Below are 23,735 nucleotides of genomic sequence, written 5' to 3'. Positions count from 1 at the left end.
ACGCCGTTCTTCAAAGGATATCGTCCACAGTTCTATTTCCGTACAACTGACGTAACGGGAACCATCGAACTGCCGGAAGGCGTGGAAATGGTGATGCCAGGCGACAACATCAAGATGATTGTTACCCTGATCCACCCGATCGCGATGGATGACGGTCTGCGTTTCGCAATCCGTGAAGGCGGCCGTACGGTTGGTGCGGGCGTTGTTGCTAAAGTTATCGCTTAATCGCTGGTAGACCAAAAGCATAAAAAGGCACTTCGGTGCCTTTTTTTATACCCATTTTCCTAAATGTGAATTGAAATAAAAACCATTCCTATTTACAATGCCCCATTGGTTAAAAAATCGCTGGGAGCGATTTTAAACGCCGCTTGCGAAGGGTGGCGGGTAGGATAGCCCACCATAAAAACGAGTTGCTCTAGTATGTATGTTTGCCTTTGTAATGCCATCTCTGATAAAGCGATCCGAAATGTAGTTCGTCAGCATCAACCCCAGTCTATGCAGCAGTTGCGTAAGTTGGTTCCTATTGGAACGGATTGTGGAAAATGTATTCGTCAGGCCAGGGTTATTTTTGAAGATGAACAGGCCAAACTCCCTGATATGTATGAAGTAGCATAAAATGTAAGGTCTTTTTTTGACTCTCTCTGCTTACCGGTTATACACTTTAAGAACTGGAGTGGAGGAGCGTGTCATGAAAGGCGATAAAAAAGTCATTACGTATCTGAATAAGTTATTGGGCAATGAACTGGTAGCGATTAACCAATATTTCTTACATGCCCGAATGTTTAAAAACTGGGGGCTAACCCGTCTCAACGATCACGAATATCATGAGTCTATTGACGAAATGAAACACGCCGATCGCTATATTGAACGAATCCTGTTTCTTGAGGGTATTCCCAATCTGCAAGACTTGGGGAAACTAAATATAGGGGAAGATGTTGAGGAAATTTTTCGTTCCGATCTTCAGCTTGAATTAGATGGCGCTCAGGATTTACGTGAAGCCATCGCTTACTCGGATTCTGTGCGGGATTATGTCAGCAGAGATCTGATGATAGAAATTCTGGCTGATGAAGAAGGGCATATCGATTGGTTGGAAACCGAACTGGATCTGATATCCCGTCTTGGCATACAAAACTATCTGCAGAGCCAGCTTAAAGAGCAATAATCTGCTTTTAAGCATTACCTATCCCACGGCTGGATACATTGCTATATTCTGGCCGTCATTTTAAATCATTTTATCCTGTGTGTTGCTTCCTGAACCAATTTGCGTATAATGCTTGAGCTTACCAAAACTAAAGGTGAGTCTGATTTGTAACGAATCAGAGGGCTAAGTTTGTTAATTAGCCAAAACAATACTCCCGACATGGGGGTTATGTACTAACGATTACACTCCCCCATCAATCGAAATGGGTGTGAGGAGTAATTTTTTACGTTTATAAATAATTGGAGCTCTGGTCTCATGCAGAACCAAAGAATCCGTATCCGCCTGAAAGCGTTTGATCATCGTCTGATCGATCAATCAACTGCGGAAATCGTCGAGACTGCCAAGCGCACTGGTGCGCAAGTCCGTGGTCCGATCCCGCTGCCGACCCGCAAAGAGCGCTTTACCGTTCTGATTTCTCCGCACGTCAATAAAGATGCGCGCGATCAGTACGAGATTCGTACTCACAAGCGTCTGGTTGACATCGTTGAGCCAACCGAGAAAACCGTTGATGCTCTGATGCGTCTGGATCTGGCTGCTGGTGTAGACGTGCAGATCAGCCTGGGTTAATCAGGTCATTGAGCGATTGAGAGGTTGAAACAATGATTGGTTTAGTCGGTAAAAAAGTGGGCATGACCCGTATCTTCACTGAAGATGGCGTATCTATCCCCGTAACCGTTATCGAAATTGAAGCAAACCGCGTAACTCAGGTTAAAGACCTGTCTAACGACGGCTACCGCGCTGTACAGGTAACAACCGGTGCTAAAAAAGCAAATCGTGTTACCAAACCAGAAGCGGGTCACTTTGCTAAAGCTGGTGTAGAAGCTGGCCGTACCCTGCGTGAATTCCGTCTTTCCGAAGGCGAAGAGTTCACTTTAGGTCAGAGCATTAGTGTTGAAATTTTCGCTGACGTTAAAAAAGTAGACGTTACCGGTACATCCAAAGGTAAAGGTTTTGCTGGCACAGTTAAGCGCTGGAATTTCCGTACCCAGGATGCTACCCATGGTAACTCCTTGTCTCACCGTGTTCCGGGTTCTATCGGTCAGAACCAGACTCCGGGCAAAGTGTTCAAAGGCAAGAAAATGGCAGGCCAACTGGGTAACGAGCGTGTAACTGTTCAGAGCCTGGACGTAGTGCGTGTTGACGCTGAGCGCAACCTGCTGCTGGTTAAGGGTGCTGTTCCGGGTGCAACCGGTAGCGACCTGATCGTTAAACCAGCAGTGAAGGCGTGAGGAGATAGCAATGGAATTAGTATTGAAAGACGCGCAAAGCGCGCTGACTGTTTCCGAAACTACCTTCGGTCGTGACTTCAACGAAGCGCTGGTACACCAGGTTGTTGTTGCTTACGCAGCAGGTGCCCGTCAAGGTACTCGCGCTCAGAAGACCCGTGCTGAAGTAACAGGTTCCGGTAAAAAACCGTGGCGTCAGAAAGGTACAGGCCGTGCGCGTTCAGGTTCTATCAAGAGCCCGATCTGGCGTTCCGGTGGTGTAACCTTCGCGGCAAAGCCTCAGGACCACAGTCAGAAAGTTAACAAAAAGATGTACCGCGGCGCGCTGAAAAGCATTCTGTCCGAACTGGTACGTCAAGATCGTCTGATCGTTGTCGAGAAGTTCTCTGTAGAAGCACCGAAAACCAAGCTGCTGGCACAGAAACTGAAAGACATGGCGCTGGAAGACGTACTGATCATCACCGGTGAATTAGATGAGAATCTGTTCCTGGCTGCACGCAATCTGTACAAGGTTGATGTGCGTGATGTAGCCGGTATCGATCCAGTTAGCTTGATCGCCTTCGACAAAGTCGTCATGACTGCTGAAGCTGTTAAGCAAGTTGAGGAGATGCTCGCATGATCCGTGAAGAACGTCTGCTGAAAGTATTGCGCGCGCCGCACGTTTCTGAAAAAGCGTCTACTGCGATGGAAAAGAATAACACCATCGTACTCAAAGTTGCTAAAGACGCGACTAAAGCAGAAATCAAAGCTGCTGTGCAGAAACTGTTTGAAGTCGAAGTCAATGATGTTCGCACCCTGGTAGTTAAAGGAAAAGCGAAACGTCATGGACAGCGTATCGGTCGTCGTAGCGACTGGAAAAAAGCTTACGTCACCCTGAAAGAAGGCCAGAATCTGGACTTCATCGGCGGCGCAGAGTAAGTCGGAGGAGTAAAGAACAATGGCAATTGTTAAATGTAAACCGACATCTCCGGGTCGTCGCCACGTTGTTAAAGTGGTTAACCCTGAGCTGCACAAGGGCAAACCTTATGCCCCGTTGCTGGAAAAAAACAGCAAATCCGGTGGCCGTAACAACAATGGCCGCATCACTACCCGTCACATCGGTGGTGGTCATAAACAGCAATATCGTCTGGTTGACTTTAAACGCAACAAAGATGGTATTCCTGCTGTTGTTGAGCGTCTGGAGTATGATCCGAACCGTTCCGCGAATATCGCGCTGGTTCTGTATAAAGACGGCGAACGCCGTTACATCCTGGCGCCGAAAGGCCTTAAAGCAGGTGACCAGATTCAATCTGGCGTTGATGCTGCAATCAAAACCGGTAACACCTTGCCGATGCGTAACATCCCTGTCGGTTCAACGGTTCATAACGTAGAAATGAAACCAGGTAAGGGCGGCCAACTGGCTCGTTCTGCTGGAGCTTACGTTCAGATCGTTGCTCGTGATGGTGCTTACGTTACCCTGCGTCTGCGTTCTGGCGAAATGCGTAAAGTCGAGTCTGACTGCCGCGCTACGCTGGGCGAAGTTGGTAATGCGGAGCATATGCTACGCGTGCTGGGTAAAGCAGGTGCTGCTCGCTGGCGTGGTGTTCGTCCTACTGTTCGCGGTACGGCGATGAACCCGGTAGACCACCCGCACGGTGGTGGTGAAGGTCGTAACTTTGGTAAGCACCCGGTATCCCCGTGGGGCGTACAGACCAAAGGTAAGAAGACCCGCAGCAACAAGCGTACTGATAAGTTTATCGTACGTCGCCGTACTAAATAATTTTAGAGGATAAACCATGCCACGTTCTCTCAAGAAAGGTCCATTTATTGACCTGCACTTGCTGAAGAAGGTAGAGAAAGCGGTGGAAAGCGGTGACAAGAAGCCTTTGCGCACTTGGTCCCGTCGTTCAACGATCTTTCCAAACATGATCGGTTTGACCATCGCTGTCCATAATGGTCGTCAGCACGTTCCGGTGTTTGTTTCCGATGAAATGGTCGGTCACAAACTGGGTGAATTCGCGCCGACTCGTACTTATCGCGGCCATGCGGCCGATAAAAAGGCTAAAAAGCGCTAAGGTAGGAGGAAGAGATGGAAACTATCGCTAAACATTGCCACGCTCGTTCTTCTGCCCAAAAGGTTCGCCTGGTGGCGGACCTGATTCGCGGTAAGAAAGTGTCGCAAGCTCTGGAAGTTCTGACCTACACCAACAAGAAAGCTGCTGGTCTGGTTAAAAAAGTGCTGGAGTCTGCCATTGCTAACGCAGAACACAACGACGGCGCTGACATTGATGATCTGAAAGTTGCGAAAATCTTCGTAGACGAAGGCCCAAGCATGAAGCGCATTATGCCGCGTGCTAAAGGTCGTGCGGATCGCATCCTGAAGCGTACCAGCCACATTACTGTGGTTGTGTCCGATCGCTGAGACTCTGGAGACTAGCAATGGGTCAGAAAGTACATCCTAATGGTATTAGACTAGGTATTGTCAAACCTTGGAACTCTACCTGGTATGCGAATACCAAAGAATTCGCTGACAACCTGGACAGCGACTTTAAAGTTCGTAAATACCTGACGAAGGAACTGGAAAAAGCTTCCGTTTCTCGTATCGTTATCGAACGTCCGGCAAAAAGCATCCGTGTGACTATTCACACTGCTCGTCCGGGTATCGTTATCGGTAAAAAAGGTGAAGATGTTGAAAAACTGCGTAAAGTCGTCGCGGATATCGCTGGCGTACCTGCGCAAATCAATATCGCCGAAGTCCGTAAGCCGGAGTTAGACGCCAAACTGGTTGCTGACAGCATCACTTCTCAGCTGGAACGTCGTGTGATGTTCCGTCGTGCAATGAAGCGTGCAGTACAGAACGCCATGCGTCTGGGCGCTAAAGGGATCAAAGTTGAAGTAAGCGGTCGTCTTGGCGGCGCTGAAATCGCACGTACCGAATGGTACCGTGAAGGTCGTGTTCCGTTGCACACACTGCGTGCGGATATCGATTACAACACCTCCGAAGCGCACACCACTTATGGTGTTATCGGTGTGAAAGTGTGGATCTTTAAAGGTGAGATCCTGGGTGGTATGGCTGCCGTTGAACAACCGGAAAAACCGGCTGCTCAACCTAAAAAGCAGCAGCGTAAAGGCCGTAAGTAAGGAGAGTCGCTGATGTTACAACCAAAGCGTACAAAATTCCGTAAGATGCACAAAGGCCGCAACCGTGGCCTGGCTGCAGGTACGGATGTGAGCTTCGGCACTTTCGGTCTGAAAGCTGTTGGCCGCGGTCGCCTGACTGCTCGTCAAATCGAAGCTGCACGTCGTGCCATGACTCGTGCTGTTAAGCGTCAAGGTAAGATCTGGATCCGTGTATTCCCGGACAAACCGATTACCGAAAAGCCGCTTGAAGTACGTATGGGTAAAGGTAAAGGTAACGTGGAGTATTGGGTTGCCTTGATTCAGCCAGGTAAAGTCCTGTACGAAATGGACGGTGTGCCGGAAGAGTTAGCCCGTGAGGCATTCCAACTGGCAGCAGCGAAACTGCCGATTAAAACCACCTTTGTAACTAAGACGGTGATGTAATGAAAGCACAAGAGCTGCGTGAAAAGAGCGTTGAAGAGCTGAACACTGAGCTGCTCGAACTGCTGCGCGAACAATTCAATCTGCGCATGCAGGCGGCAAGTGGCCAGCTGCAACAAACTCACCTGTTGAAACAAGTGCGTCGTAATGTTGCACGTGTTAAGACTTTACTGACTGAGAAGGCGGGTGCGTAATGACCGATAAAATCCGTACTCTGCAAGGCCGTGTCGTGAGTGACAAAATGGAGAAATCCATCGTTGTCGCCATCGAGCGTTTCGTGAAACACCCGCTTTACGGTAAGTTCATTAAACGTACGACTAAGCTGCACGTACATGACGAGAACAATGAATGCGGTACCGGGGACGTGGTTGAAATCCGCGAATGCCGTCCGTTGTCCAAAACCAAGTCTTGGACGCTTGTTCGCGTTGTAGAGAAAGCGATTCTGTAATACAGTAGCGCTCCTCTCGTTATGATAAACGGCTCAGTAACTGAGCCGTTTATTTTTTCTACCCATAATCAGGAAGCGGTGTTATAATGCCGCGCCCTTAATTATGGGGGCATTTTAATGGCCTATCATGGGTCCTAAAGTAGTAGTTGACATTAGCGGAGCACTAACATGATCCAAGAACAGACTATGCTGAATGTGGCCGACAACTCCGGTGCACGTCGCGTAATGTGTATCAAGGTTCTAGGTGGCTCGCACCGTCGCTACGCAGGCGTCGGCGATATCATCAAGATTACCATCAAGGAAGCAATTCCCCGCGGTAAGGTGAAGAAAGGCGATGTGCTGAAGGCGGTTGTGGTGCGCACCAAGAAGGGTGTTCGTCGCCCGGACGGTTCTGTCATTCGCTTCGATGGAAATGCTTGCGTTATTCTGAACAATAACAGCGAACAGCCCATTGGTACGCGTATTTTTGGGCCGGTAACTCGTGAACTGCGTAATGAGAAGTTCATGAAAATTATCTCTCTGGCACCAGAAGTACTCTAAGGAGCGAATCATGGCAGCGAAAATCCGTCGTGATGACGAAGTTATCGTGCTGACCGGTAAAGATAAAGGTAAGCGCGGTAAAGTAAAAAATGTCCTGTCTGCTAGTAAGGTCATTGTTGAAGGTATCAACCTGGTTAAAAAACATCAGAAGCCGGTTCCGGCCCTGAACCAACCAGGCGGCATCGTTGAAAAAGAAGCTGCAATTCAAGTTTCTAACCTTGCAATCTTCAATACGGCAACTGGTAAGGCTGACCGTGTAGGCTTTAGATTCGAAGACGGCAAAAAAGTCCGTTTCTTTAAATCTAATAGCGAAACTATCAAGTAATTTGGAGTAGTACGATGGCGAAACTGCATGATTACTACAAAGACGAAGTAGTTAAAAAACTCATGACTGAGTTTAGCTACAATTCTGTCATGCAAGTCCCTCGGGTCGAGAAGATCACCCTGAACATGGGTGTTGGTGAAGCGATTGCTGACAAGAAACTGCTGGATAACGCAGCAGCTGACTTAGCAGCTATCTCTGGTCAAAAACCGTTGATCACCAAAGCTCGCAAATCTGTTGCAGGCTTCAAAATCCGTCAGGGCTATCCAATCGGCTGTAAAGTAACTCTGCGTGGTGAACGCATGTGGGAGTTCCTTGAGCGACTGATTTCTATTGCTGTACCGCGTATCCGTGACTTCCGTGGCTTGTCCGCCAAGTCATTTGATGGCCGTGGTAACTACAGCATGGGTGTGCGTGAGCAGATCATCTTCCCGGAAATCGACTATGACAAAGTCGATCGCGTTCGTGGTTTGGATATTACCATTACCACCACTGCGAAATCCGATGATGAAGGCCGTGCGCTGTTGGCCGCCTTTAACTTCCCATTCCGCAAGTAAGGCAGGGTTACTAATGGCTAAACAATCCATGAAAGCACGCGAAGTCGTTCGCGTAAAACTGGCTGATAAATACCGCGCTAAACGCGAGGAATTGAAAGCTATTATCTCTGGTGTGAACTCTTCCGACGAAGAACGTTGGGATGCAGTTCTCAAGCTGCAGACTCTGCCGCGTGATTCCAGCCCGTCTCGTCAGCGTAACCGCTGCCGTCAAACTGGTCGTCCGCATGCTTTCCTGCGGAAGTTCGGGTTGAGCCGTATCAAGGTTCGTGAAGCCGCTATGCGCGGTGAAATTCCGGGCTTGAAAAAGGCTAGCTGGTAATTGTCACCAATTGAATCACGGGAGTAAAGACAGATGAGCATGCAAGATCCGATCGCGGATATGCTGACCCGTATCCGTAACGGTCAATCCGCGAACAAAGTTGCGGTCACCATGCCTTCCTCCAAGCTGAAAGTGGCAATTGCCAACGTGCTGAAGGAAGAAGGTTACATTGAAGATTTTAAAATCGAAGGCGACGCCAAGCCTGTTCTGGAATTAGAACTTAAGTATTTCCAGGGTAAGGCAGTGGTAGAAAGCATTCAGCGAGTAAGCCGTCCAGGTCTGCGCATCTATAAAAGAAAAGATGAGCTGCCAAAAGTTATGGCCGGTTTAGGTATCGCGGTTGTTTCTACCTCTAAAGGTGTTATGACTGATCGTGCAGCTCGCCAGGCTGGTCTTGGTGGCGAGATTATCTGCTACGTGGCTTAATCGGGAGGAAAGAATGTCTCGTGTTGCAAAAGCACCCGTCGTCATTCCTGCCGGCGTAGAGGTAAAACTCAACGGTCAGGTTATTTCGATTAAGGGTAAAAACGGCGAGCTGAGTCGTAAGATCCATGACGCTGTTGAAGTTAAACAGGCTGATAACGTTCTGACTTTCGCCCCGCGTGAAGGTTTCGTTGACGGATGGGCCCAGGCGGGTACTACTCGTGCTCTGTTAAACGCAATGGTTGTCGGTGTTACCGAAGGCTTCACCAAGAAGCTGCAGCTGGTCGGTGTTGGTTACCGTGCTGCCGTAAAAGGCAATGTAGTGAACCTGTCTCTTGGGTTCTCTCACCCGGTTGACCACACGCTGCCGGCAGGTATAACTGCAGAGTGCCCTAGCCAAACTGAAATCGTACTGAAAGGTAGTGATAAGCAGGTTATTGGTCAGGTCGCTGCGGAATTACGCGCCTACCGTCGTCCTGAGCCTTATAAAGGCAAGGGTGTCCGTTACGCCGACGAAGTCGTGCGTACCAAAGAGGCTAAGAAGAAGTAAGGTAACACTATGGATAAGAAAGCAGCTCGTATCCGTCGTGCGACCCGCGCACGCCGCAAGCTCCAGGAACTGGGTGCGACGCGTCTGGTGGTACATCGTACCCCGCGCCATATTTATGCGCAGGTCATCGCACCGAACGGTTCTGAAGTCCTGGTAGCCGCTTCTACTGTAGAAAAAGCTATCGCTGAACAACTGAAGTATACCGGTAATAAAGATGCAGCTACCGCAGTAGGTAAAGCTATTGCTGAACGCGCGTTGGAAAAAGGGATTAAAGACGTATCCTTTGACCGTTCCGGTTTCCAATATCATGGTCGAGTCCAGGCACTGGCAGATGCTGCCCGTGAAGCTGGCCTTCAGTTCTAAGGTAGAGGTGTAAGATGGCTCACATCGAGAAACAAGCTGGCGAACTGCAGGAAAAGCTGATCGCGGTAAATCGCGTATCTAAAACCGTTAAAGGTGGTCGTATTTTTAGCTTCACCGCACTGACTGTAGTGGGTGATGGTAATGGCCGCGTTGGTTTTGGTTACGGAAAAGCACGCGAAGTTCCGGCAGCGATCCAGAAAGCGATGGAAAAAGCCCGTCGCAATATGATGAATGTCGCGCTGAACAACGGCACCCTGCAGCACCCGGTTAAAGGTGCTCACACGGGTTCTCGTGTGTTCATGCAGCCAGCTTCCGAAGGTACCGGTATTATTGCCGGTGGCGCAATGCGCGCCGTCCTGGAAGTTGCAGGGGTTCACAACGTATTGGCTAAGGCCTATGGTTCCACCAACCCGATTAACGTGGTTCGTGCAACGATTGATGGTCTGGCAAATATGAAGTCCCCGGAAATGGTCGCTGCCAAGCGTGGTAAATCCGTTGAAGAAATTCTGGGGAATTAACCATGGCAAAGACTATTAAAATAACTCAAACCCGTAGTGCAATCGGTCGTCTGCCGAAACACAAGGCAACACTGCTTGGCCTGGGTCTGCGTCGTATTGGACATACTGTTGAACGTGAGGATACTCCTGCCGTTCGTGGTATGGTCAACGCGGTTTCCTATATGGTTAAAGTGGAGGAGTAACAGATGCGCTTGAATACTCTGTCTCCGGCCGAAGGTGCTAAACATGCACCGAAGCGTTTAGGTCGTGGTATTGGTTCTGGCTTGGGCAAAACCGGCGGTCGTGGTCACAAAGGTCAGAAGTCTCGTTCTGGCGGTGGCGTACGTCGTGGTTTTGAAGGTGGTCAGATGCCTTTATACCGTCGTCTGCCGAAATTCGGCTTCACTTCTCGTAAAGCCATGGTGACGGCAGAAGTTCGTCTGTCCGATCTGGCTAAAGTAGAAGGCGACATCGTTGACCTGAATACGCTGAAAGCCGCTAATGTTATTGGCATTCAGATCGAATTTGCGAAAGTGATTCTTTCTGGTGAAGTTGCTCGTCCGGTAACGATTCGTGGTCTGCGTGTCACTAAAGGTGCTCGTGCTGCTATCGAAACTGCTGGCGGTAAAATTGAGGAATAAGTAGCAGATGGCCAAACAACCAGGATTAGATTTTCAAAGTGCTAAAGGCGGAGTTGGTGAACTGAAGCGCAGACTATTGTTTGTTATCGGTGCGCTGATTGTTTTCCGTATTGGCTCTTTTATTCCGATTCCTGGTATTGATGCCACTGTGCTTGCCAAATTGCTTGAGCAGCAGCGGGGCACCATCATTGAAATGTTTAACATGTTCTCTGGTGGTGCTCTTAGCCGTGCTTCTATCTTTGCTCTGGGTATTATGCCGTACATTTCGGCATCAATTATTATCCAACTGTTGACGGTAGTTCATCCAGCGTTGGCAGAAATAAAGAAAGAAGGGGAGGCTGGTCGTCGTAAGATTAGCCAGTACACCCGTTACGGTACTCTGGTATTGGCCATATTCCAGTCGATCGGTATTGCTACCGGTCTGCCGAATATGCCTGGGATGCAAGGTCTGGTATTAAATCCAGGCTTTGCTTTCTACTTTACCGCTGTTGTTAGTCTGGTTACTGGGACAATGTTCCTGATGTGGCTGGGTGAACAGATTACAGAACGAGGTATCGGTAACGGTATTTCAATCATAATCTTCGCTGGTATTGTTGCGGGGTTGCCGCCGGCCATTGGCCATACCATCGAGCAAGCGAGGCAAGGCGACCTGCACTTCCTCCTGTTGCTGTTGGTTGCAGTTTTAGTGTTTGCAGTAACCTTCTTCGTTGTTTTCATTGAGCGTGGCCAACGGCGTATCGTCGTCAACTATGCTAAACGTCAACAAGGTCGTCGTGTTTATGCGGCACAGAGTACGCATTTACCGTTGAAAGTGAACATGGCAGGGGTTATCCCAGCTATTTTTGCTTCCAGCATTATCCTGTTCCCGGCCACGATTGCGTCCTGGTTTGGGGGCGGTACTGGTTGGAACTGGCTGACTACAATTTCGATGTATTTGCAGCCTGGGCAACCGCTTTATGTGTTACTCTATGCGTCTGCAATCATCTTCTTCTGTTTCTTCTACACTGCGCTGGTTTTCAACCCGCGTGAAACAGCAGATAACCTGAAGAAGTCCGGTGCATTCGTGCCAGGAATTCGTCCGGGAGAGCAAACGGCGAAGTATATCGATAAAGTAATGACTCGTCTCACCTTGGTTGGTGCGATGTATATTACTTTCATCTGCCTGATCCCGGAGTTCATGCGTGATGCAATGAAAGTGCCTTTCTATTTTGGAGGTACGTCATTATTGATCGTTGTTGTGGTCATCATGGACTTTATGGCTCAAGTGCAAACTCTGATGATGTCAAGTCAGTATGAGTCTGCATTGAAGAAAGCAAACCTGAAAGGCTATAACCGTTAATCGGGTGAGCTTGAGAAGTTACGGAGAGTAAAAATGAAAGTTCGTGCTTCCGTCAAGAAATTATGTCGTAACTGTAAGATTGTTAAGCGTAACGGTGTCGTTCGTGTGATCTGCAGTGCCGAGCCGAAGCATAAACAGCGTCAAGGCTGATTATCTCGCATATTTTTCTTGCAAAGTTGGGTTGAGCTGGCTAGATTAGCCAGCCAATCTTTTGTATGTAGCTGCAATACTATTTGAGTATCCTGAAAACGGGCTTTTCAGAATGGTATTGCTGTATAAAATTGTAGGAGTGCATAGTGGCCCGTATAGCAGGCATTAACATTCCTGATCAAAAACATACCGTTATCGCATTAACGGCGATCTACGGTATCGGTAAAACTCGTTCGCAGGCTATATGCGCTGCTACGGGTATTGCAGAAAATGTTAAGATCAGTGAGCTGTCTGAAGAGCAAATCGATAAGCTGCGTGACGAAGTTGCCAAGTTTGTTGTCGAAGGTGATCTGCGTCGTGAAGTTACCCTGAGCATCAAGCGTCTTATGGACCTTGGTACTTATCGTGGTTTGCGTCATCGTCGTGGTCTGCCGGTTCGCGGTCAGCGTACCAAGACTAACGCTCGTACCCGTAAGGGTCCGCGTAAACCGATCAAGAAATAATCGGGGTGATTGAATAATGGCAAAGGCACCTATTCGTACACGTAAACGTGTAAGAAAGCAAGTCTCTGACGGTGTGGCTCATGTCCATGCTTCTTTTAACAACACCATCGTAACTATTACCGATCGTCAGGGTAATGCGCTGGGTTGGGCAACTGCCGGTGGTTCCGGTTTCCGTGGTTCTCGTAAGTCTACGCCATTCGCCGCTCAAGTTGCAGCAGAGCGCTGTGCTGAAGCAGTGAAAGAATACGGTATTAAGAACTTGGAAGTTATGGTTAAAGGACCTGGTCCGGGCCGTGAGTCTACTATCCGCGCATTGAATGCGGCTGGTTTTCGCATCACTAATATTACTGATGTGACTCCGATCCCTCATAACGGTTGTCGTCCGCCGAAAAAGCGTCGCGTATAACGCTGCTTTTAGGATTGTTGGAGAAAGAAAATGGCAAGATATTTGGGTCCTAAGCTCAAGCTGAGCCGTCGTGAAGGCACCGACCTGTTTCTGAAGTCTGGTGTTCGTGCGATTGATTCCAAGTGTAAGATTGAACAAGCCCCTGGTCAGCATGGTGCGCGTAAACCGCGTCTGTCCGACTATGGTGTGCAGTTACGTGAAAAGCAAAAAGTTCGCCGTACTTATGGTGTTCTGGAACGTCAGTTCCGTAACTATTATAAAGAAGCAGCACGTCTGAAAGGCAACACAGGTGCTAACCTGTTACAACTGCTGGAAGGCCGTCTGGACAACGTTGTTTACCGTATGGGTTTTGGTGCCACGCGTGCTGAATCACGTCAGTTGGTTAGCCACAAAGCTATCATGGTAAATGGTCGCGTTGTTAGCATCGCTTCTTATCAGGTATCCCCGAATGACGTAGTCAGCATCCGTGAGAAAGCTAAAAAGCAATCTCGCGTTAAAGCCGCTCTGGAGCTGGCTGAACAGCGTGAAAAGCCAACTTGGCTGGAAGTTGATGCTGCCAAGATGGAAGGTGTGTTCAAACGTATTCCTGAACGGACCGATCTGTCTGCGGACATTAATGAACACCTGATCGTCGAGCTTTACTCCAAGTAAAGCTTAGTACCAAAGAGAGGACACAATGCAGGGTTCTGTGACAGAGTTTCTAAAACCGCGCCTGGTTGATATCGAGCAAGTGAGTTCGACGCACGCCAAGGTGACCCTTGAGCCGTTAGAGCGGGGCTTCGGCCATACTCTTGGTAACGCACTGCGCCGTATTCTGCTTTCATCCATGCCAGGTTGCGCGGTGACCGAGGTTGAGATTGATGGTGTACTGCATGAGTACAGCACCAAAGAAGGCGTACAGGAAGATATCCTGGAAATCCTGCTCAACCTGAAAGGGCTGGCGGTGAGAGTTCAAGGAAAAGATGAAGTTATTCTTACCCTGAATAAATCTGGCATTGGCCCTGTGACTGCCGCCGACATCGTCCATGATGGTGATGTCGAAATCGTCAAGCCACAGCACTTGATCTGCCATCTGACTGATGAAAACGCTGCTATCAGTATGCGTATTAAAGTTCAGCGTGGTCGTGGTTATGTGCCGGCATCTGCCCGCATTCATACGGAAGAAGATGAGCGCCCGATTGGTCGCCTGTTAGTCGATGCTTGCTATAGCCCTGTAGAGCGTATTGCCTACAATGTTGAAGCAGCACGTGTAGAACAGCGTACTGACCTGGACAAGCTGGTCATCGAAATGGAGACCAATGGTACGATCGATCCTGAAGAGGCGATCCGCCGTGCGGCCACCATTCTGGCTGAACAACTTGAAGCTTTTGTTGACCTGCGTGATGTACGTCAACCAGAAGTTAAAGAAGAAAAACCAGAATTCGATCCGATCCTGCTGCGCCCTGTTGACGATCTGGAATTGACTGTCCGCTCTGCTAACTGCCTCAAGGCAGAAGCTATCCACTACATCGGTGATCTGGTACAGCGTACCGAGGTTGAGCTGTTGAAAACGCCTAACCTTGGTAAAAAATCTCTTACTGAGATTAAAGACGTACTGGCTTCACGTGGTCTGTCTCTAGGCATGCGCTTGGAAAACTGGCCACCAGCAAGCATTGCTGATGAGTAACCGGATCACAGGTTAAGGTTTTACTGAGAAGGATAAGGTCATGCGCCATCGTAAGAGTGGTCGTCAACTGAACCGTAACAGCAGCCATCGTCAGGCTATGTTCCGTAACATGGCTAGTTCTTTGGTTCGTCATGAGATTATCAAGACGACCCTGCCTAAAGCAAAAGAGCTGCGTCGTGTTGTTGAACCGCTGATTACTCTTGCCAAGACCGACAGCGTTGCTAATCGTCGTCTGGCATTCGCCCGTACTCGTGATAACGAGATCGTGGCAAAACTGTTTAATGAACTGGGCCCGCGTTTCGCGAGCCGTGCCGGTGGTTACACTCGTATTCTTAAGTGTGGCTTCCGTGCAGGTGACAATGCGCCGATGGCATACATCGAGCTTGTTGATCGCTCAGTATCTAAGACAGAGGAAGTTGCTACTGCAGAGTAATCTGTAATGGCATAAAAAACCGGGGAAACCCGGTTTTTTTATTTCACCATGACTCCAGCACCGAACTTCGCTGGACTACGCCGACGCCCGATACAGCAGGTTTATCAATAACTTAGGCGAGTTCAACATATGCCGGTGCTTTCCGAAACCTGACCTGACTTCCCCTCTGCTGGCCCCCATAAGGCTCCTGGGAATCAGGTCCTATCGAGGAGTCATCATGGCGAAAATCAAACTCACCAAGTCCGCACTCGATGCGGCACAAGCCCAGGCGCAGGCCGTGGAACTCAGGGACACGCTGGTACCCGGCTTCCTGTGCAAGGTTACGCCGGCGGGCCGCAAGGTGTTCATGCTCCAGTACCGCACGAACGCTGGCGAGCGCCGCAAGCCCGCCTTGGGTCTGTACGGGGAACTGACTGTCGAGCAAGCTCGCTCGCTGGCCCAGGAGTGGCTGGCCGAGGTACGCCGGGGCGGCGATCCCAGCGCCACCAAGGCTGCGGCCCGTGCCGCTCCCACGGTCAAGCAGCTGTGCGAGAAGTTCATGGAAGACTATTCCAAGCAGCGCAACAAGCCCAGCACGCAGCGCGGGTATCAGGCCGTCATCGACCGTAACATCGTCCCGATTCTGGGCCGCACGAAAGTCCAGGATGTGAAGCGCCCAGACGTGGCCGGGATGATGAAGAAAATGGCCCACAAGCCCGCCGAAGCGAACCGCACGTTCAGCGTCATGCGCAAGATGTTCAACTTGGCCGAAGTGTGGGGCTTCCGGGCAGACGGAACCAATCCCTGCCGGCATGTCCCGATGTATCCCAACGGGAAATCCACGCACCTCATCAGCGATGAGGAAATGGGGAAGCTATTCCGGCAGCTCGACCAAATCGAGGCCGAGGGACTGGAAAACTACGTCATCCCTCTGGCGATACGTCTGCAATTCGAGTTCGCCGCCCGGCGCTCAGAGATCATTGCGCTGGAATGGGACTGGGTTGACCTGCAGAACCGGCGCGTCGTCTGGCCTGACAGCAAGACCGGCGGCATGTCCAAGCCCATGAGCGAGGAAGCCTATCGGCTACTCTCGACGGCACCCCGGCAAGAAGGCAGCCGCTACGTGCTGCCTTCTCCGAGCCACGCTGGCCAGCATCTGACTACGGGCGAGTATTATGGTGGCTGGAGCCGTGCGCTCAAGGCTGCTGGTGCGACGCACGTGGGCACGCATGGCATCCGCCACCGCTCGGCGACCGATATTGCCAATTCGGGCATCCCGGTCAAGGTCGGCATGGCGCTGACGGCGCACAAGACTGTTGTGATGTTCATGCGCTATGTCCACACGGAAGACAAACCGGTGCGAGACGCAGCCGAATTGGTGGCGAACCGACGCAAGACGATCACCGGGATGCAACCAGCCAAGGAGGTGACGGCATGACCCGGCGCAAAGCATCCGTCGCGGCGCCAGCGCCGGTGGTGCTACTGGGCGACATCCGGGCGCTGATCGAGGCGTCGCACCAGCGCGCCGCCTCGGCGGTCAATGCCGAGCTGACCTTGCTGTTTTGGCGCATCGGGCAGCGCATCCATACGGAGGTGCTGGCCGGTCAGCGGGCCGGATATGGCGAGGAAATCCTGCCGACCCTGGCCGAGCAACTTGCCCGCGATTACGGGCGCGGGTTTGGAGAGAAGAACCTGCGCCGGATGGTCAAGTTTGCCGCCACGTTCCCAGACGAACCAATTGTCGCGACGCTGTCGCGACAATTGAGCTGGTCGCATTTAGTCATGTTGCTGGCGCTCAAGGAGCCGATGCAGCGGGACTACTACGCGCAAATGGCCGGTACGGAACGCTGGAGTGTGCGGACGCTGCGCGAACGCATCGACTCGATGCTGTACGAACGTACGGCCTTGTCCAAGAAGCCGGACACGATGATCGCGCAGGAGTTGGCGGCCATGCGTGACGCGCAGCGCATCTCGCCCAATCTCGTCATGCGTGACCCGTACATCCTCGACTTCCTCGGTCTACGAGACACCTGGAAAGAAGGCGACCTAGAAGAGGCGATCATCCGCGAGATGGAGTCCTTCTTGCTGGAACTGGGCGCGGGCTTCACGTTCGTGGCTCGACAAAAACGAATCCAGATCGACGACGACGATTTCCACCTCGACTTGCTGTTCTACAACCGAAGGCTGCGACGGCTGGTAGCAGTCGAATTGAAGGTCGGCGAGTTCAAGGCGGCGTACAAGGGGCAGATGGAGCTTTACCTGCGTTGGCTCGACAAGCACGAGCGAGAGCCGGGGGAAGCTTCGCCTCTGGGAATCATTCTCTGCACAGGCAAGAAGTCCGAGCAGATCGAGCTGCTGGAATTGGACAAGTCGGGCATCCACGTCGCCGAGTACCTGACGGCCTTACCGCCGAGAGGCGTGCTGGTGGCGAGGCTGCAACAGGCAACGCAGCGGGCGAAGTTTCAGATTGAGCAGCGCGGCATGGACGAAAACGGAAACTGAGTTCTATCAATGCCAAGCTGAGGATGGCCGACCTGACGGAATTCTCTTGCCAGAAATTAGCGGGGCATGATTAAGCGCACTTGCCACCGCAATGCAACTCCGAATAGCCGGCGTTGCTGGCTATTTGGCTTTCTGACTCAAGTCATAGATTCGTCTGAACAACTCAGCCTGATAGATTGCGTCGTGAAGTGCATCGTGATCCCCTTTCTGGCTGGGATTCACAACTTTATCGATAGCGCTCGACCTAGTTTCATACCAGGAGCAGCCCGTGACACCCATAAAAAGCGCCTTGATATCTAATGCTGTGAAGCCAAATGGATTGTCACCCAAGTATTTTAGAAAGTAGTGGTTTACAAATCCCCAGTCGAACGGTGCATTCAGCCCTACAAAAACTGGCGTGCTGTCTTTGGGCAAATTTGTAGCAATCCAGGCAGCAAACTTCGACATTGCTTCGACTGGCATCAGACCATCTCTTTCAGCCTGCATTAGTGTGAGGCCTGAGACTTCTAGGGCCTCTGCGATCGATTTATCACTAATCGGTTTGAGCATTACTGAGAAAGAAACTTCAGGCTGGTGTGCTAGGCAGGCCCCCACAGTAAGCATGCTGTGCTCACCGACGATGGGACCCGCAGTTTCGACGTCAACCGAGATAAAGACTTCGGACTTCTTATTCATTCACTTTCTCCGGTAATTGTCGTTGCATTAACCTGCCATCACAGGCGATGGCCCCAACTCCGCAACAGCCTGATGGAAATGCTCCACTTTCAGTGGCGAATCCGGGAACGCCAAGGACACAGCGGCTGGATACAGGCGTGTCCGTATATCAGAGTAAGTCCAGGCCGGTTTGGTTTTTGTCGCAGCGGTTGCTTCAACCAATTTCCTGATCTCGACAGCCGAGAAACCCATGTCACTCAGATCCTTCGTAAAGAGTTCATGCCGCTCATCATCGGACGGTCGTTTGAACTCCTCGATAATCGACGCTCGACGAATGACAGCGGCATCAAGAGCTGACAAACGGTTTGTACAGAGGATGGCGAAAATACGTCCGCCATGTTTGCGCATGCTGTCGATAGATTGAATCAGCGTGTTAACGCCAACCTTATCTTCGTGGTGACTATGATCCTGACTTCGGGATGCCCCCAAGGAGTCTCCTTCATCAATAATCAGGAAAGCCCGACCCTTGCCCGGCCCTATAGACCTGGCAATGTCTTCGAAAGCTTGGGTGATAAGCGTGCCCATTTCACCTACCTTGCCAGTGCCACGGACTTTATTGCTCAGCTTGAAGAGAATGGCATCTTCAATTTTTGCATCACGAGCCAGGCGGTTTGCAATCGCCTCGGCGTTTGCAGTTTTTCCAGTTCCTACATCACCATGAAAGATGGCCAATGGATATTGGTCATTCAACAAGCCAATAACCGCAAGATTTTTCTTGTGATGTTTCTGACTCCAACGCTCCAGCTCATTCGACTGCAGAATGAGTTGAAGGCGTTTTTTTACGCGCAGATAACGCCCCTCAAAACCCAGTAATTTCTGCCCTTGATCATCGAGTTGCGTTGTAGGAAGGTTAGTTTTCACTTCAAATACAGATGGGCTGCTCACGAAAAATCCTTCCTGTTTGCGCCAAATCCATTGCTGCTATAGCCACGTGCTGCAGAGGAGTTTAGGTCTTTGTGGCTGGTGTCTGTAGACGCGGGCACCCAGGAAAATTTCAAGGGTAGTCCTGCGCGCTTTTCTGCAGAAGACGATTCTGTGTAGCGCAGATGAATACGAATCCGCCCACCGTTTTCTTTCGGCGTCAGTGGCCATGTCACGCCACCAGGCCGCTCCGAGCCCGTTGCACCTTCCGTCTGGAACTCATATTTGATAGCGCGCACCTCTGATGAACCATTCATGAGCGTCACATCGGCGTACTCGAGGTGGTTTTTCTTGGCCAGAACTTCGATGTCATGGGCATAATTCGCTGCTTCGTCCTCGGTCATTGCCTTGGTGGTGATCGCAATGATAATCAGATCTGCCTTAACACTTCGCATGACTTTTTCAATATCTGCGACCGTGTAGGTGCTGGTGGTCGAATACGTGCTCATCCTTTTTAGTCCTTGGTCTTGAAGCGGCCGCCAAAAATCTCTTTCCACACGTCGTTATCGTTTTCAACAGATGCATAAGTCGCTGTATCTAGCGCAACTTCTGCTGCTTTCGCTATAAGTTCCTGCTCATCCTTCGTAATACGAGATGCGACATTGTTCTCCGGGCTTACCGGATCAATAATCACAACAGGATCGCTGAAGTGGATCGCTGTCTTGTTGGCATTTTCCGGAAAATCAATGCGCTCGCTTAGTTTTGTGCGGGCGATATATGCTAGGAATTCTCTGAAGCGCTTTTCGATGCTCTCTGCTGGGCCGTCTGTATCAACTATGTGCCCCAAAATCAGTTCAATATGGAAAGATTTCAGGCCAGCGATATCGTGGAAGTGCCTCCAACGCTTGGCCAACCGAACCAGCGTTCGAAAGTGCTTATCCTTATCTTTTCGAGTTTTGACGAACTGGATGTGGCACGGTGCGCAGGTAAGGTTCCTGGCGCCGCTTTGAATATCGTATTGCCAGCCGTGGTCAGCGATCGAGCTGTTCTGTAGAACCGGGACGACATCCACTTCCAAACCGCTCTTAACGAAGGTCACCTTTGCTGCGCGACGTTGGATCTCGAAGTCGTCAACTTTCTTGGTCGGATAAATTTCTATCAACAGATCGTAGATTCTGTTGCACAAGTCTTCGTATGACTTACTGTTTTCTTCTATGCCGGCGATATAAAAAACAACATCAACATCCGTAGGATAATTATCAATCTTTTTTAAGATGGTGTATTTTGCGAATGAGCCCGCTTTAACGACCTTCGTGACTTTGAGCTTCGACTTGTCTGTAATGCGCTTCTTTAGCTCGCTTACAAGATTATCGACCTGCGCGTGATATTCCTTACGCTTTTCGCCAGGAAGACGCAACACATTGTGGTCGAAATATTCAAACTCTGAATTTGATAGCGGCATTAATTATCCCTATTTTAATCAGCAAGAGACGTGTCTTTATTCTTAATCCTGCAACGTCATGCCGTTCGCAATGTAGTCGACAGTAACTGCTGCTGCTGCCTGAGCAGCCAGTAGATGAAATCTATTGTCTTTTTTCGAATCACCGAAATCGCTGATACCACGCACCATCAGTACAGGTTTGCCGAAATTGGCACACGCGGCAAATAGGCCTGCCCCTTCCATCTCGGCGACTTCAATCTTCCCGTGAAGCTCACGCATGCCCATAAACTTCTCGGGGTCGCGAAGGAGTTTTTCACCACTCGCAACCGTGGCTGTCTTCGGCAGTACCCCCTTGGCGACAGGGCCAGCATCGACTTGCTCAGGGAATTCGATCCCGAGTGCTTGGTAGCTATTTGTGAGGCGAGATTCAAGAGCTGCTCTGTTGGAAAGATAGGAGCTGACGTCTTGGCGAACACGCATGCTCAGCCTGGTGATTTCAGGGCGCGCCTCGGCTTTTCCGCCCTCAATAAGAGCGGCGCCTTCATAGGCGACGATGCGCTCTGCAAGGACGACTTCGCCAAGCGCACATTTGCCCCGCAGGCCGGCCGCAATACCCAACATCATCACATTAGTAGGCCGCAGTTCACTCAATAGCATGGCGGTCACAGACGCGGCATCTACGTTACCAGCGCCTGCGAAGCAAGCTACTACGCAGCTGGCCGTCCTGCCACCGCGTTTGGTGACGGGCGCCTTCCAGACGTGGAGACCATGCTCTGTAGTCGAATGCTCGGCATCTTCCGCGATGCCAAAGGCATGCTTGGCTGCGGCCAATTCAATGTCCAGAGCGGTTAATACCAGTACATCAGGGGGCAGACCATCAATCCTGGCCCGCTCTTCCTCATAGAAGATTTTTACAATGCGCGTGCTGATCTCTGAAAAGGCCAGCACGGGTTCTTGCAGAGATAGCGCGGGAAGAAATTTGACAACCTTATTTCCGCTATTCGGCATGTAGGTCAGAGGGTTCATTTGGAAGCTCTTCAGGACGCCAAGCGCGCCAGCACCATCTTCGCTATTTGCACCCAACTGCAAATCAAGCGGCAACACAGGCAATAGCTTCTTGGCCATTTTGCGCGCGCGGTCCAGCACCCCTTTTCCGCCGCCCAGAGCCACCATTGCAGTTGCGTGCTCAATTTGCTCATCGCCGACATTGCCACCAGTCAGCACTTCCTCTTCGAGAGGTACGAGTTCTGCGACGCCACGCGCGACCATGCCCATGAGTAGCCTGCGTTGCTCAGGGTTCGCCTTAGTTTGAAGGCGCTCGTGCGAAGCGACGATTTTTAGGCGAACCTGAACGCTGTCACCCGGTGTCAGCTTGTCAACCGCTTTGGCAATCGTCCAATCGAACAGCAGCGGTTTGCCATCTTCGTTGACCGGTTCCGCAGCGACGTAAATGACAAAGCTGCCGCCGACCTTGAGCACCTCCTCAACAAACGTGTCTACAAATTCGTGTGCTCTGTCGATAAGCGCATTTCCCGTCGTGTTCGAAATGCTGCCAGCAAGAAGGAAGTAGCTCGACGCCAGCATCAGGGAATTTGTCATCAGTGATCTCGCTCGAATTTTTATACAGCCGCATAGTCTTCTACGAGCCACTAACCCAATCCTCGCAGCCGGCCATACAACGCACGGCCGACACCGAAAGCAGCTCGCAAACCTCTTCAGACATGCGGCTTATTTTTTACATTTCAAGAGCTTTGTTGCAAAAATATTTGCGTTGAAAGCAAATTCATGCAACTGGCTGGCCCAGTTTGGAGGATCTGGGAGCTAGACGCGGGAGGTTTGGCTCGTAGACAACACCCGTTGAATATTGCGTCCCCCGGCAAAGCCGGGCCGCGCTGTCGTGCTACGCATCGAGCCTCGCTGTGCGAGTCTCGCCCCTGCTGGGCTTCTATCGTTCCCTCGCTTCGCTCGGCTGACGCCTACGGCCCGGCTTCCAGCTTCGGGCCTGCGCGCTTCGCTTGCGTGCGGTCGTCACAAGGGGATGGCCGTTGCCTGTCCAGCCATCTTTCCTGACTCCATCACCTTGCTCGCGACTGTAGCCCGCGGCCGTGTGCCGTCAAGGCGCGCAGGGCCGTGTCCTCGGCTTCGCCTGCGGGCCGCACCAACCCTGCGCTTTGCTCCTTGACGGCCCCCCGTCCGCGCGCTCCTGACCGTCGCGGGCGATGAACTCAGGAAAGACGGTGGCAACGAGGCCAACCGGGTTCTTCGTGCCAACCGCACCGAACAGCCGAAAGGCTGGGCTCCGAATCTAGGAATCCGGTGAGGTTTCTTCAACAGCCAACTTTGTCAGGAGAAAGATCATGCAACTTGCATCCCGTTTCGCTTCCCGTTCCCCGTCGCTGCGTAGCGATTACCCGCTGTCGGACGACCAAATCCGCCGTGTGGCCCCGTCCATCTTCGCGGACGCTCCGCACGAAAGTCGCTCCGAGCGATACGCCTACATTCCAACGGCTGCCGTGTTGACCGAGCTTCGCAAGGAAGGGTTTCAGCCCTTCATGGTGACGCAAACCCGCGTGCGCAACGAAGGCAAGCGCGAGCACACCAAACACATGCTGCGCCTGCGCCACGCCAGCCAGATCAATGGCGCAGAGGCTAACGAAATCGTGCTGCTGAACTCGCATGACGGTACGAGCAGCTATCAGATGCTGGCGGGAATGTTCCGTTTCGTGTGCAGCAACGGACTGGTGTGCGGTGACACCGTGGCCGACGTGCGCGTGCCCCACAAAGGCGACGTATCCGGGCTGGTGATTGAAGGCGCTTACGAGGTGTTGAGCGGCTTCGAGCGGGTCAAGGAGTCGCGCGACCTGATGCGCGGCATCACCTTGGATGATGTGGTCTAGCAATATTGGACACTCGTTAAGGTTTTTTACGCTGCATGCTTTTCTTTAGCATGCGGCGTCTGACCATTATTGAAGCTATGCGGCCTGCGTTGGTTGTAGTAATACGTCATGTAACTCAGGATATCTGTCTTGGCATCATCCACATTTTCGTAACCACATTCCGGTATCCATTCCGATTTCAGGCTCCTGAAGAACCGCTCCATTGGCGCATTGTCCC

General features: G+C 51.1%; 40 protein-coding genes and 1 pseudogene. 35 read left to right on the top strand and 6 right to left on the bottom strand.

Annotated elements, in window-relative coordinates; all coding sequences use genetic code 11:
* From BIY29_RS17800 to BIY29_RS17640, 33 genes are all read left to right on the top strand, one after another.
* A partial coding sequence (locus BIY29_RS17800) for an EF-Tu C-terminal domain-related protein (RefSeq protein WP_476695675.1) occupies nucleotides 1–225 on the top strand: 225 nt, incomplete at its 5' end.
* Nucleotides 226–420: 195 nt separating this feature from the next.
* Nucleotides 421–615, top strand: a complete 195-nt coding sequence (bfd, locus tag BIY29_RS17795) for a bacterioferritin-associated ferredoxin (protein WP_121576380.1) — start codon at nucleotides 421–423, stop codon at nucleotides 613–615.
* 73 nt (nucleotides 616–688) lie between these two features.
* Nucleotides 689–1,162: a bacterioferritin gene (bfr, locus tag BIY29_RS17790; RefSeq protein WP_121576379.1), complete on the top strand. Its 474-nt coding sequence runs from the start codon at nucleotides 689–691 to the stop codon at nucleotides 1,160–1,162.
* A gap of 294 nt (nucleotides 1,163–1,456) precedes the next feature.
* Entirely contained in the window at nucleotides 1,457–1,768 is a 312-nt protein-coding gene (gene rpsJ, locus BIY29_RS17785) for a 30S ribosomal protein S10 (RefSeq protein ID WP_001181005.1), read from the top strand.
* A 32-nt stretch (nucleotides 1,769–1,800) separates the two neighbouring features.
* Entirely contained in the window at nucleotides 1,801–2,430 is a 630-nt protein-coding gene (rplC, locus tag BIY29_RS17780) for a 50S ribosomal protein L3 (protein ID WP_121576378.1), read from the top strand.
* Between the two features lie 10 nt (nucleotides 2,431–2,440).
* The gene (rplD, locus tag BIY29_RS17775) at nucleotides 2,441–3,046 is read left to right on the top strand and encodes a 50S ribosomal protein L4 (protein WP_048637244.1); all 606 of its coding nucleotides are present in this window, start codon (nucleotides 2,441–2,443) and stop codon (nucleotides 3,044–3,046) included.
* Complete coding sequence (gene rplW, locus BIY29_RS17770; protein WP_121576377.1) at nucleotides 3,043–3,345, top strand: 50S ribosomal protein L23; 303 nt, start codon at nucleotides 3,043–3,045, stop codon at nucleotides 3,343–3,345. Before rplD ends, rplW begins: the two co-directional genes overlap by 4 nt.
* Before the next feature lie 19 nt (nucleotides 3,346–3,364).
* The gene (gene rplB / locus BIY29_RS17765) at nucleotides 3,365–4,186 is read left to right on the top strand and encodes a 50S ribosomal protein L2 (RefSeq protein ID WP_121576376.1); all 822 of its coding nucleotides are present in this window, start codon (nucleotides 3,365–3,367) and stop codon (nucleotides 4,184–4,186) included.
* A 16-nt stretch (nucleotides 4,187–4,202) separates the two neighbouring features.
* Complete coding sequence (gene rpsS, locus BIY29_RS17760; RefSeq protein ID WP_004929772.1) at nucleotides 4,203–4,481, top strand: 30S ribosomal protein S19; 279 nt, start codon at nucleotides 4,203–4,205, stop codon at nucleotides 4,479–4,481.
* Between the two features lie 14 nt (nucleotides 4,482–4,495).
* Nucleotides 4,496–4,828: a 50S ribosomal protein L22 gene (gene rplV / locus BIY29_RS17755; protein WP_005970275.1), complete on the top strand. Its 333-nt coding sequence runs from the start codon at nucleotides 4,496–4,498 to the stop codon at nucleotides 4,826–4,828.
* A 17-nt stretch (nucleotides 4,829–4,845) separates the two neighbouring features.
* Nucleotides 4,846–5,547: a 30S ribosomal protein S3 gene (rpsC, locus tag BIY29_RS17750; protein ID WP_005970274.1), complete on the top strand. Its 702-nt coding sequence runs from the start codon at nucleotides 4,846–4,848 to the stop codon at nucleotides 5,545–5,547.
* A gap of 12 nt (nucleotides 5,548–5,559) precedes the next feature.
* On the top strand, nucleotides 5,560–5,970 hold the full coding sequence (gene rplP, locus BIY29_RS17745) for a 50S ribosomal protein L16 (RefSeq protein WP_009111208.1): 411 nt from the start codon (nucleotides 5,560–5,562) through the stop codon (nucleotides 5,968–5,970).
* Nucleotides 5,970–6,161: a 50S ribosomal protein L29 gene (rpmC, locus tag BIY29_RS17740; RefSeq protein WP_048637248.1), complete on the top strand. Its 192-nt coding sequence runs from the start codon at nucleotides 5,970–5,972 to the stop codon at nucleotides 6,159–6,161. The genes rplP and rpmC overlap by 1 nt, the downstream gene beginning before the upstream one ends.
* The gene (rpsQ, locus tag BIY29_RS17735; RefSeq protein WP_009111210.1) at nucleotides 6,161–6,415 is read left to right on the top strand and encodes a 30S ribosomal protein S17; all 255 of its coding nucleotides are present in this window, start codon (nucleotides 6,161–6,163) and stop codon (nucleotides 6,413–6,415) included. The genes rpmC and rpsQ overlap by 1 nt, the downstream gene beginning before the upstream one ends.
* 168 nt (nucleotides 6,416–6,583) lie before the next feature.
* Nucleotides 6,584–6,955, top strand: a complete 372-nt coding sequence (rplN, locus tag BIY29_RS17730; RefSeq protein WP_000613954.1) for a 50S ribosomal protein L14 — start codon at nucleotides 6,584–6,586, stop codon at nucleotides 6,953–6,955.
* A gap of 10 nt (nucleotides 6,956–6,965) precedes the next feature.
* Nucleotides 6,966–7,280 carry a 50S ribosomal protein L24 gene (gene rplX, locus BIY29_RS17725; RefSeq protein ID WP_121576375.1) on the top strand — a complete coding sequence of 105 codons (315 nt, stop codon included), beginning with the start codon at nucleotides 6,966–6,968 and terminating at the stop codon, nucleotides 7,278–7,280.
* Between the two features lie 14 nt (nucleotides 7,281–7,294).
* A complete protein-coding gene (gene rplE, locus BIY29_RS17720; protein ID WP_039487909.1) occupies nucleotides 7,295–7,834 on the top strand; it encodes a 50S ribosomal protein L5 in 540 nt (179 codons plus the stop codon).
* Between the two features lie 13 nt (nucleotides 7,835–7,847).
* Nucleotides 7,848–8,153, top strand: a complete 306-nt coding sequence (gene rpsN / locus BIY29_RS17715) for a 30S ribosomal protein S14 (RefSeq protein WP_109491455.1) — start codon at nucleotides 7,848–7,850, stop codon at nucleotides 8,151–8,153.
* A 33-nt stretch (nucleotides 8,154–8,186) separates the two neighbouring features.
* Nucleotides 8,187–8,579: a 30S ribosomal protein S8 gene (gene rpsH, locus BIY29_RS17710; protein ID WP_121576374.1), complete on the top strand. Its 393-nt coding sequence runs from the start codon at nucleotides 8,187–8,189 to the stop codon at nucleotides 8,577–8,579.
* 13 nt (nucleotides 8,580–8,592) lie between these two features.
* Nucleotides 8,593–9,126: a 50S ribosomal protein L6 gene (rplF, locus tag BIY29_RS17705; protein WP_121576373.1), complete on the top strand. Its 534-nt coding sequence runs from the start codon at nucleotides 8,593–8,595 to the stop codon at nucleotides 9,124–9,126.
* Nucleotides 9,127–9,135: 9 nt separating this feature from the next.
* Complete coding sequence (rplR, locus tag BIY29_RS17700) at nucleotides 9,136–9,489, top strand: 50S ribosomal protein L18 (RefSeq protein ID WP_121576372.1); 354 nt, start codon at nucleotides 9,136–9,138, stop codon at nucleotides 9,487–9,489.
* Nucleotides 9,490–9,503: 14 nt separating this feature from the next.
* The gene (rpsE, locus tag BIY29_RS17695; protein WP_121576371.1) at nucleotides 9,504–10,007 is read left to right on the top strand and encodes a 30S ribosomal protein S5; all 504 of its coding nucleotides are present in this window, start codon (nucleotides 9,504–9,506) and stop codon (nucleotides 10,005–10,007) included.
* Between the two features lie 2 nt (nucleotides 10,008–10,009).
* Nucleotides 10,010–10,189, top strand: coding sequence for a 50S ribosomal protein L30 (rpmD, locus tag BIY29_RS17690; protein ID WP_004846568.1), 180 nt, complete (start codon nucleotides 10,010–10,012; stop codon nucleotides 10,187–10,189).
* A gap of 3 nt (nucleotides 10,190–10,192) precedes the next feature.
* Nucleotides 10,193–10,627: a 50S ribosomal protein L15 gene (rplO, locus tag BIY29_RS17685; RefSeq protein ID WP_121576370.1), complete on the top strand. Its 435-nt coding sequence runs from the start codon at nucleotides 10,193–10,195 to the stop codon at nucleotides 10,625–10,627.
* Nucleotides 10,628–10,634: 7 nt separating this feature from the next.
* Nucleotides 10,635–11,966 carry a preprotein translocase subunit SecY gene (gene secY, locus BIY29_RS17680; RefSeq protein ID WP_121576369.1) on the top strand — a complete coding sequence of 444 codons (1,332 nt, stop codon included), beginning with the start codon at nucleotides 10,635–10,637 and terminating at the stop codon, nucleotides 11,964–11,966.
* 33 nt (nucleotides 11,967–11,999) lie between these two features.
* Nucleotides 12,000–12,116 (top strand): 50S ribosomal protein L36, encoded by a 117-nt coding sequence (gene rpmJ / locus BIY29_RS17675; protein WP_002227352.1) that lies wholly within the window; start codon nucleotides 12,000–12,002, stop codon nucleotides 12,114–12,116.
* Nucleotides 12,117–12,262: 146 nt separating this feature from the next.
* Entirely contained in the window at nucleotides 12,263–12,619 is a 357-nt protein-coding gene (gene rpsM / locus BIY29_RS17670; protein WP_121576368.1) for a 30S ribosomal protein S13, read from the top strand.
* A gap of 16 nt (nucleotides 12,620–12,635) precedes the next feature.
* Nucleotides 12,636–13,025, top strand: a complete 390-nt coding sequence (gene rpsK / locus BIY29_RS17665; RefSeq protein ID WP_121576367.1) for a 30S ribosomal protein S11 — start codon at nucleotides 12,636–12,638, stop codon at nucleotides 13,023–13,025.
* A gap of 30 nt (nucleotides 13,026–13,055) precedes the next feature.
* Entirely contained in the window at nucleotides 13,056–13,676 is a 621-nt protein-coding gene (gene rpsD, locus BIY29_RS17660) for a 30S ribosomal protein S4 (RefSeq protein ID WP_121576366.1), read from the top strand.
* Between the two features lie 25 nt (nucleotides 13,677–13,701).
* The gene (locus BIY29_RS17655; RefSeq protein WP_048637257.1) at nucleotides 13,702–14,691 is read left to right on the top strand and encodes a DNA-directed RNA polymerase subunit alpha; all 990 of its coding nucleotides are present in this window, start codon (nucleotides 13,702–13,704) and stop codon (nucleotides 14,689–14,691) included.
* 40 nt (nucleotides 14,692–14,731) lie between these two features.
* Complete coding sequence (gene rplQ, locus BIY29_RS17650) at nucleotides 14,732–15,124, top strand: 50S ribosomal protein L17 (RefSeq protein ID WP_121576365.1); 393 nt, start codon at nucleotides 14,732–14,734, stop codon at nucleotides 15,122–15,124.
* 217 nt (nucleotides 15,125–15,341) lie between these two features.
* The gene (locus BIY29_RS17645; protein WP_121576364.1) at nucleotides 15,342–16,541 is read left to right on the top strand and encodes a tyrosine-type recombinase/integrase; all 1,200 of its coding nucleotides are present in this window, start codon (nucleotides 15,342–15,344) and stop codon (nucleotides 16,539–16,541) included.
* Nucleotides 16,538–17,605: a PDDEXK nuclease domain-containing protein gene (locus tag BIY29_RS17640; protein WP_121576363.1), complete on the top strand. Its 1,068-nt coding sequence runs from the start codon at nucleotides 16,538–16,540 to the stop codon at nucleotides 17,603–17,605. The genes BIY29_RS17645 and BIY29_RS17640 overlap by 4 nt, the downstream gene beginning before the upstream one ends.
* A 120-nt stretch (nucleotides 17,606–17,725) precedes the next feature.
* Here BIY29_RS17640 and BIY29_RS17635 read toward each other — a convergent pair whose 3' ends face one another.
* Genes BIY29_RS17635 through BIY29_RS17615 form a run of 5 tightly spaced genes read right to left on the bottom strand, consistent with a single transcriptional unit; the run spans nucleotide 17,726 to nucleotide 22,220 of the window.
* Nucleotides 17,726–18,280, bottom strand: a complete 555-nt coding sequence (locus BIY29_RS17635) for a 3'-5' exonuclease (protein WP_121576362.1) — start codon at nucleotides 18,278–18,280, stop codon at nucleotides 17,726–17,728.
* A gap of 27 nt (nucleotides 18,281–18,307) precedes the next feature.
* On the bottom strand, nucleotides 18,308–19,204 hold the full coding sequence (locus tag BIY29_RS17630) for an AAA family ATPase (RefSeq protein WP_121576361.1): 897 nt from the start codon (nucleotides 19,202–19,204) through the stop codon (nucleotides 18,308–18,310).
* Nucleotides 19,201–19,689: an HORMA-1 domain-containing protein gene (locus BIY29_RS17625; RefSeq protein ID WP_121576360.1), complete on the bottom strand. Its 489-nt coding sequence runs from the start codon at nucleotides 19,687–19,689 to the stop codon at nucleotides 19,201–19,203. The genes BIY29_RS17630 and BIY29_RS17625 overlap by 4 nt, the downstream gene beginning before the upstream one ends.
* Before the next feature lie 5 nt (nucleotides 19,690–19,694).
* Nucleotides 19,695–20,642, bottom strand: a complete 948-nt coding sequence (locus BIY29_RS17620) for a CBASS oligonucleotide cyclase (RefSeq protein WP_121576359.1) — start codon at nucleotides 20,640–20,642, stop codon at nucleotides 19,695–19,697.
* A 42-nt stretch (nucleotides 20,643–20,684) separates the two neighbouring features.
* Nucleotides 20,685–22,220, bottom strand: coding sequence for a phosphorylase family protein (locus BIY29_RS17615; RefSeq protein WP_121576358.1), 1,536 nt, complete (start codon nucleotides 22,218–22,220; stop codon nucleotides 20,685–20,687).
* 237 nt (nucleotides 22,221–22,457) lie between these two features.
* Between BIY29_RS17615 and BIY29_RS20070 the strand changes: the two genes are divergently transcribed.
* Nucleotides 22,458–22,691, top strand: a complete 234-nt coding sequence (locus BIY29_RS20070; protein WP_147437173.1) for a hypothetical protein — start codon at nucleotides 22,458–22,460, stop codon at nucleotides 22,689–22,691.
* 284 nt (nucleotides 22,692–22,975) lie between these two features.
* Nucleotides 22,976–23,503, top strand: a pseudogene (locus tag BIY29_RS17610) (DUF932 domain-containing protein); the annotation flags it as partial.
* Between the two features lie 41 nt (nucleotides 23,504–23,544).
* Here the strand turns inward: BIY29_RS17610 and BIY29_RS17605 are convergent.
* Nucleotides 23,545–23,735, bottom strand: a 191-nt coding sequence (locus BIY29_RS17605) for an integrase core domain-containing protein (protein ID WP_147437172.1), incomplete at its 5' end; no start/stop codon positions are given.

Source organism: Brenneria alni (assembly GCF_003666245.1).
Lineage (GTDB): Bacteria > Pseudomonadota > Gammaproteobacteria > Enterobacterales > Enterobacteriaceae > Brenneria > Brenneria alni.
Note: the sequence above shows the minus strand (reverse complement) of the source record. Positions and strands in the feature narration are given on the sequence as shown.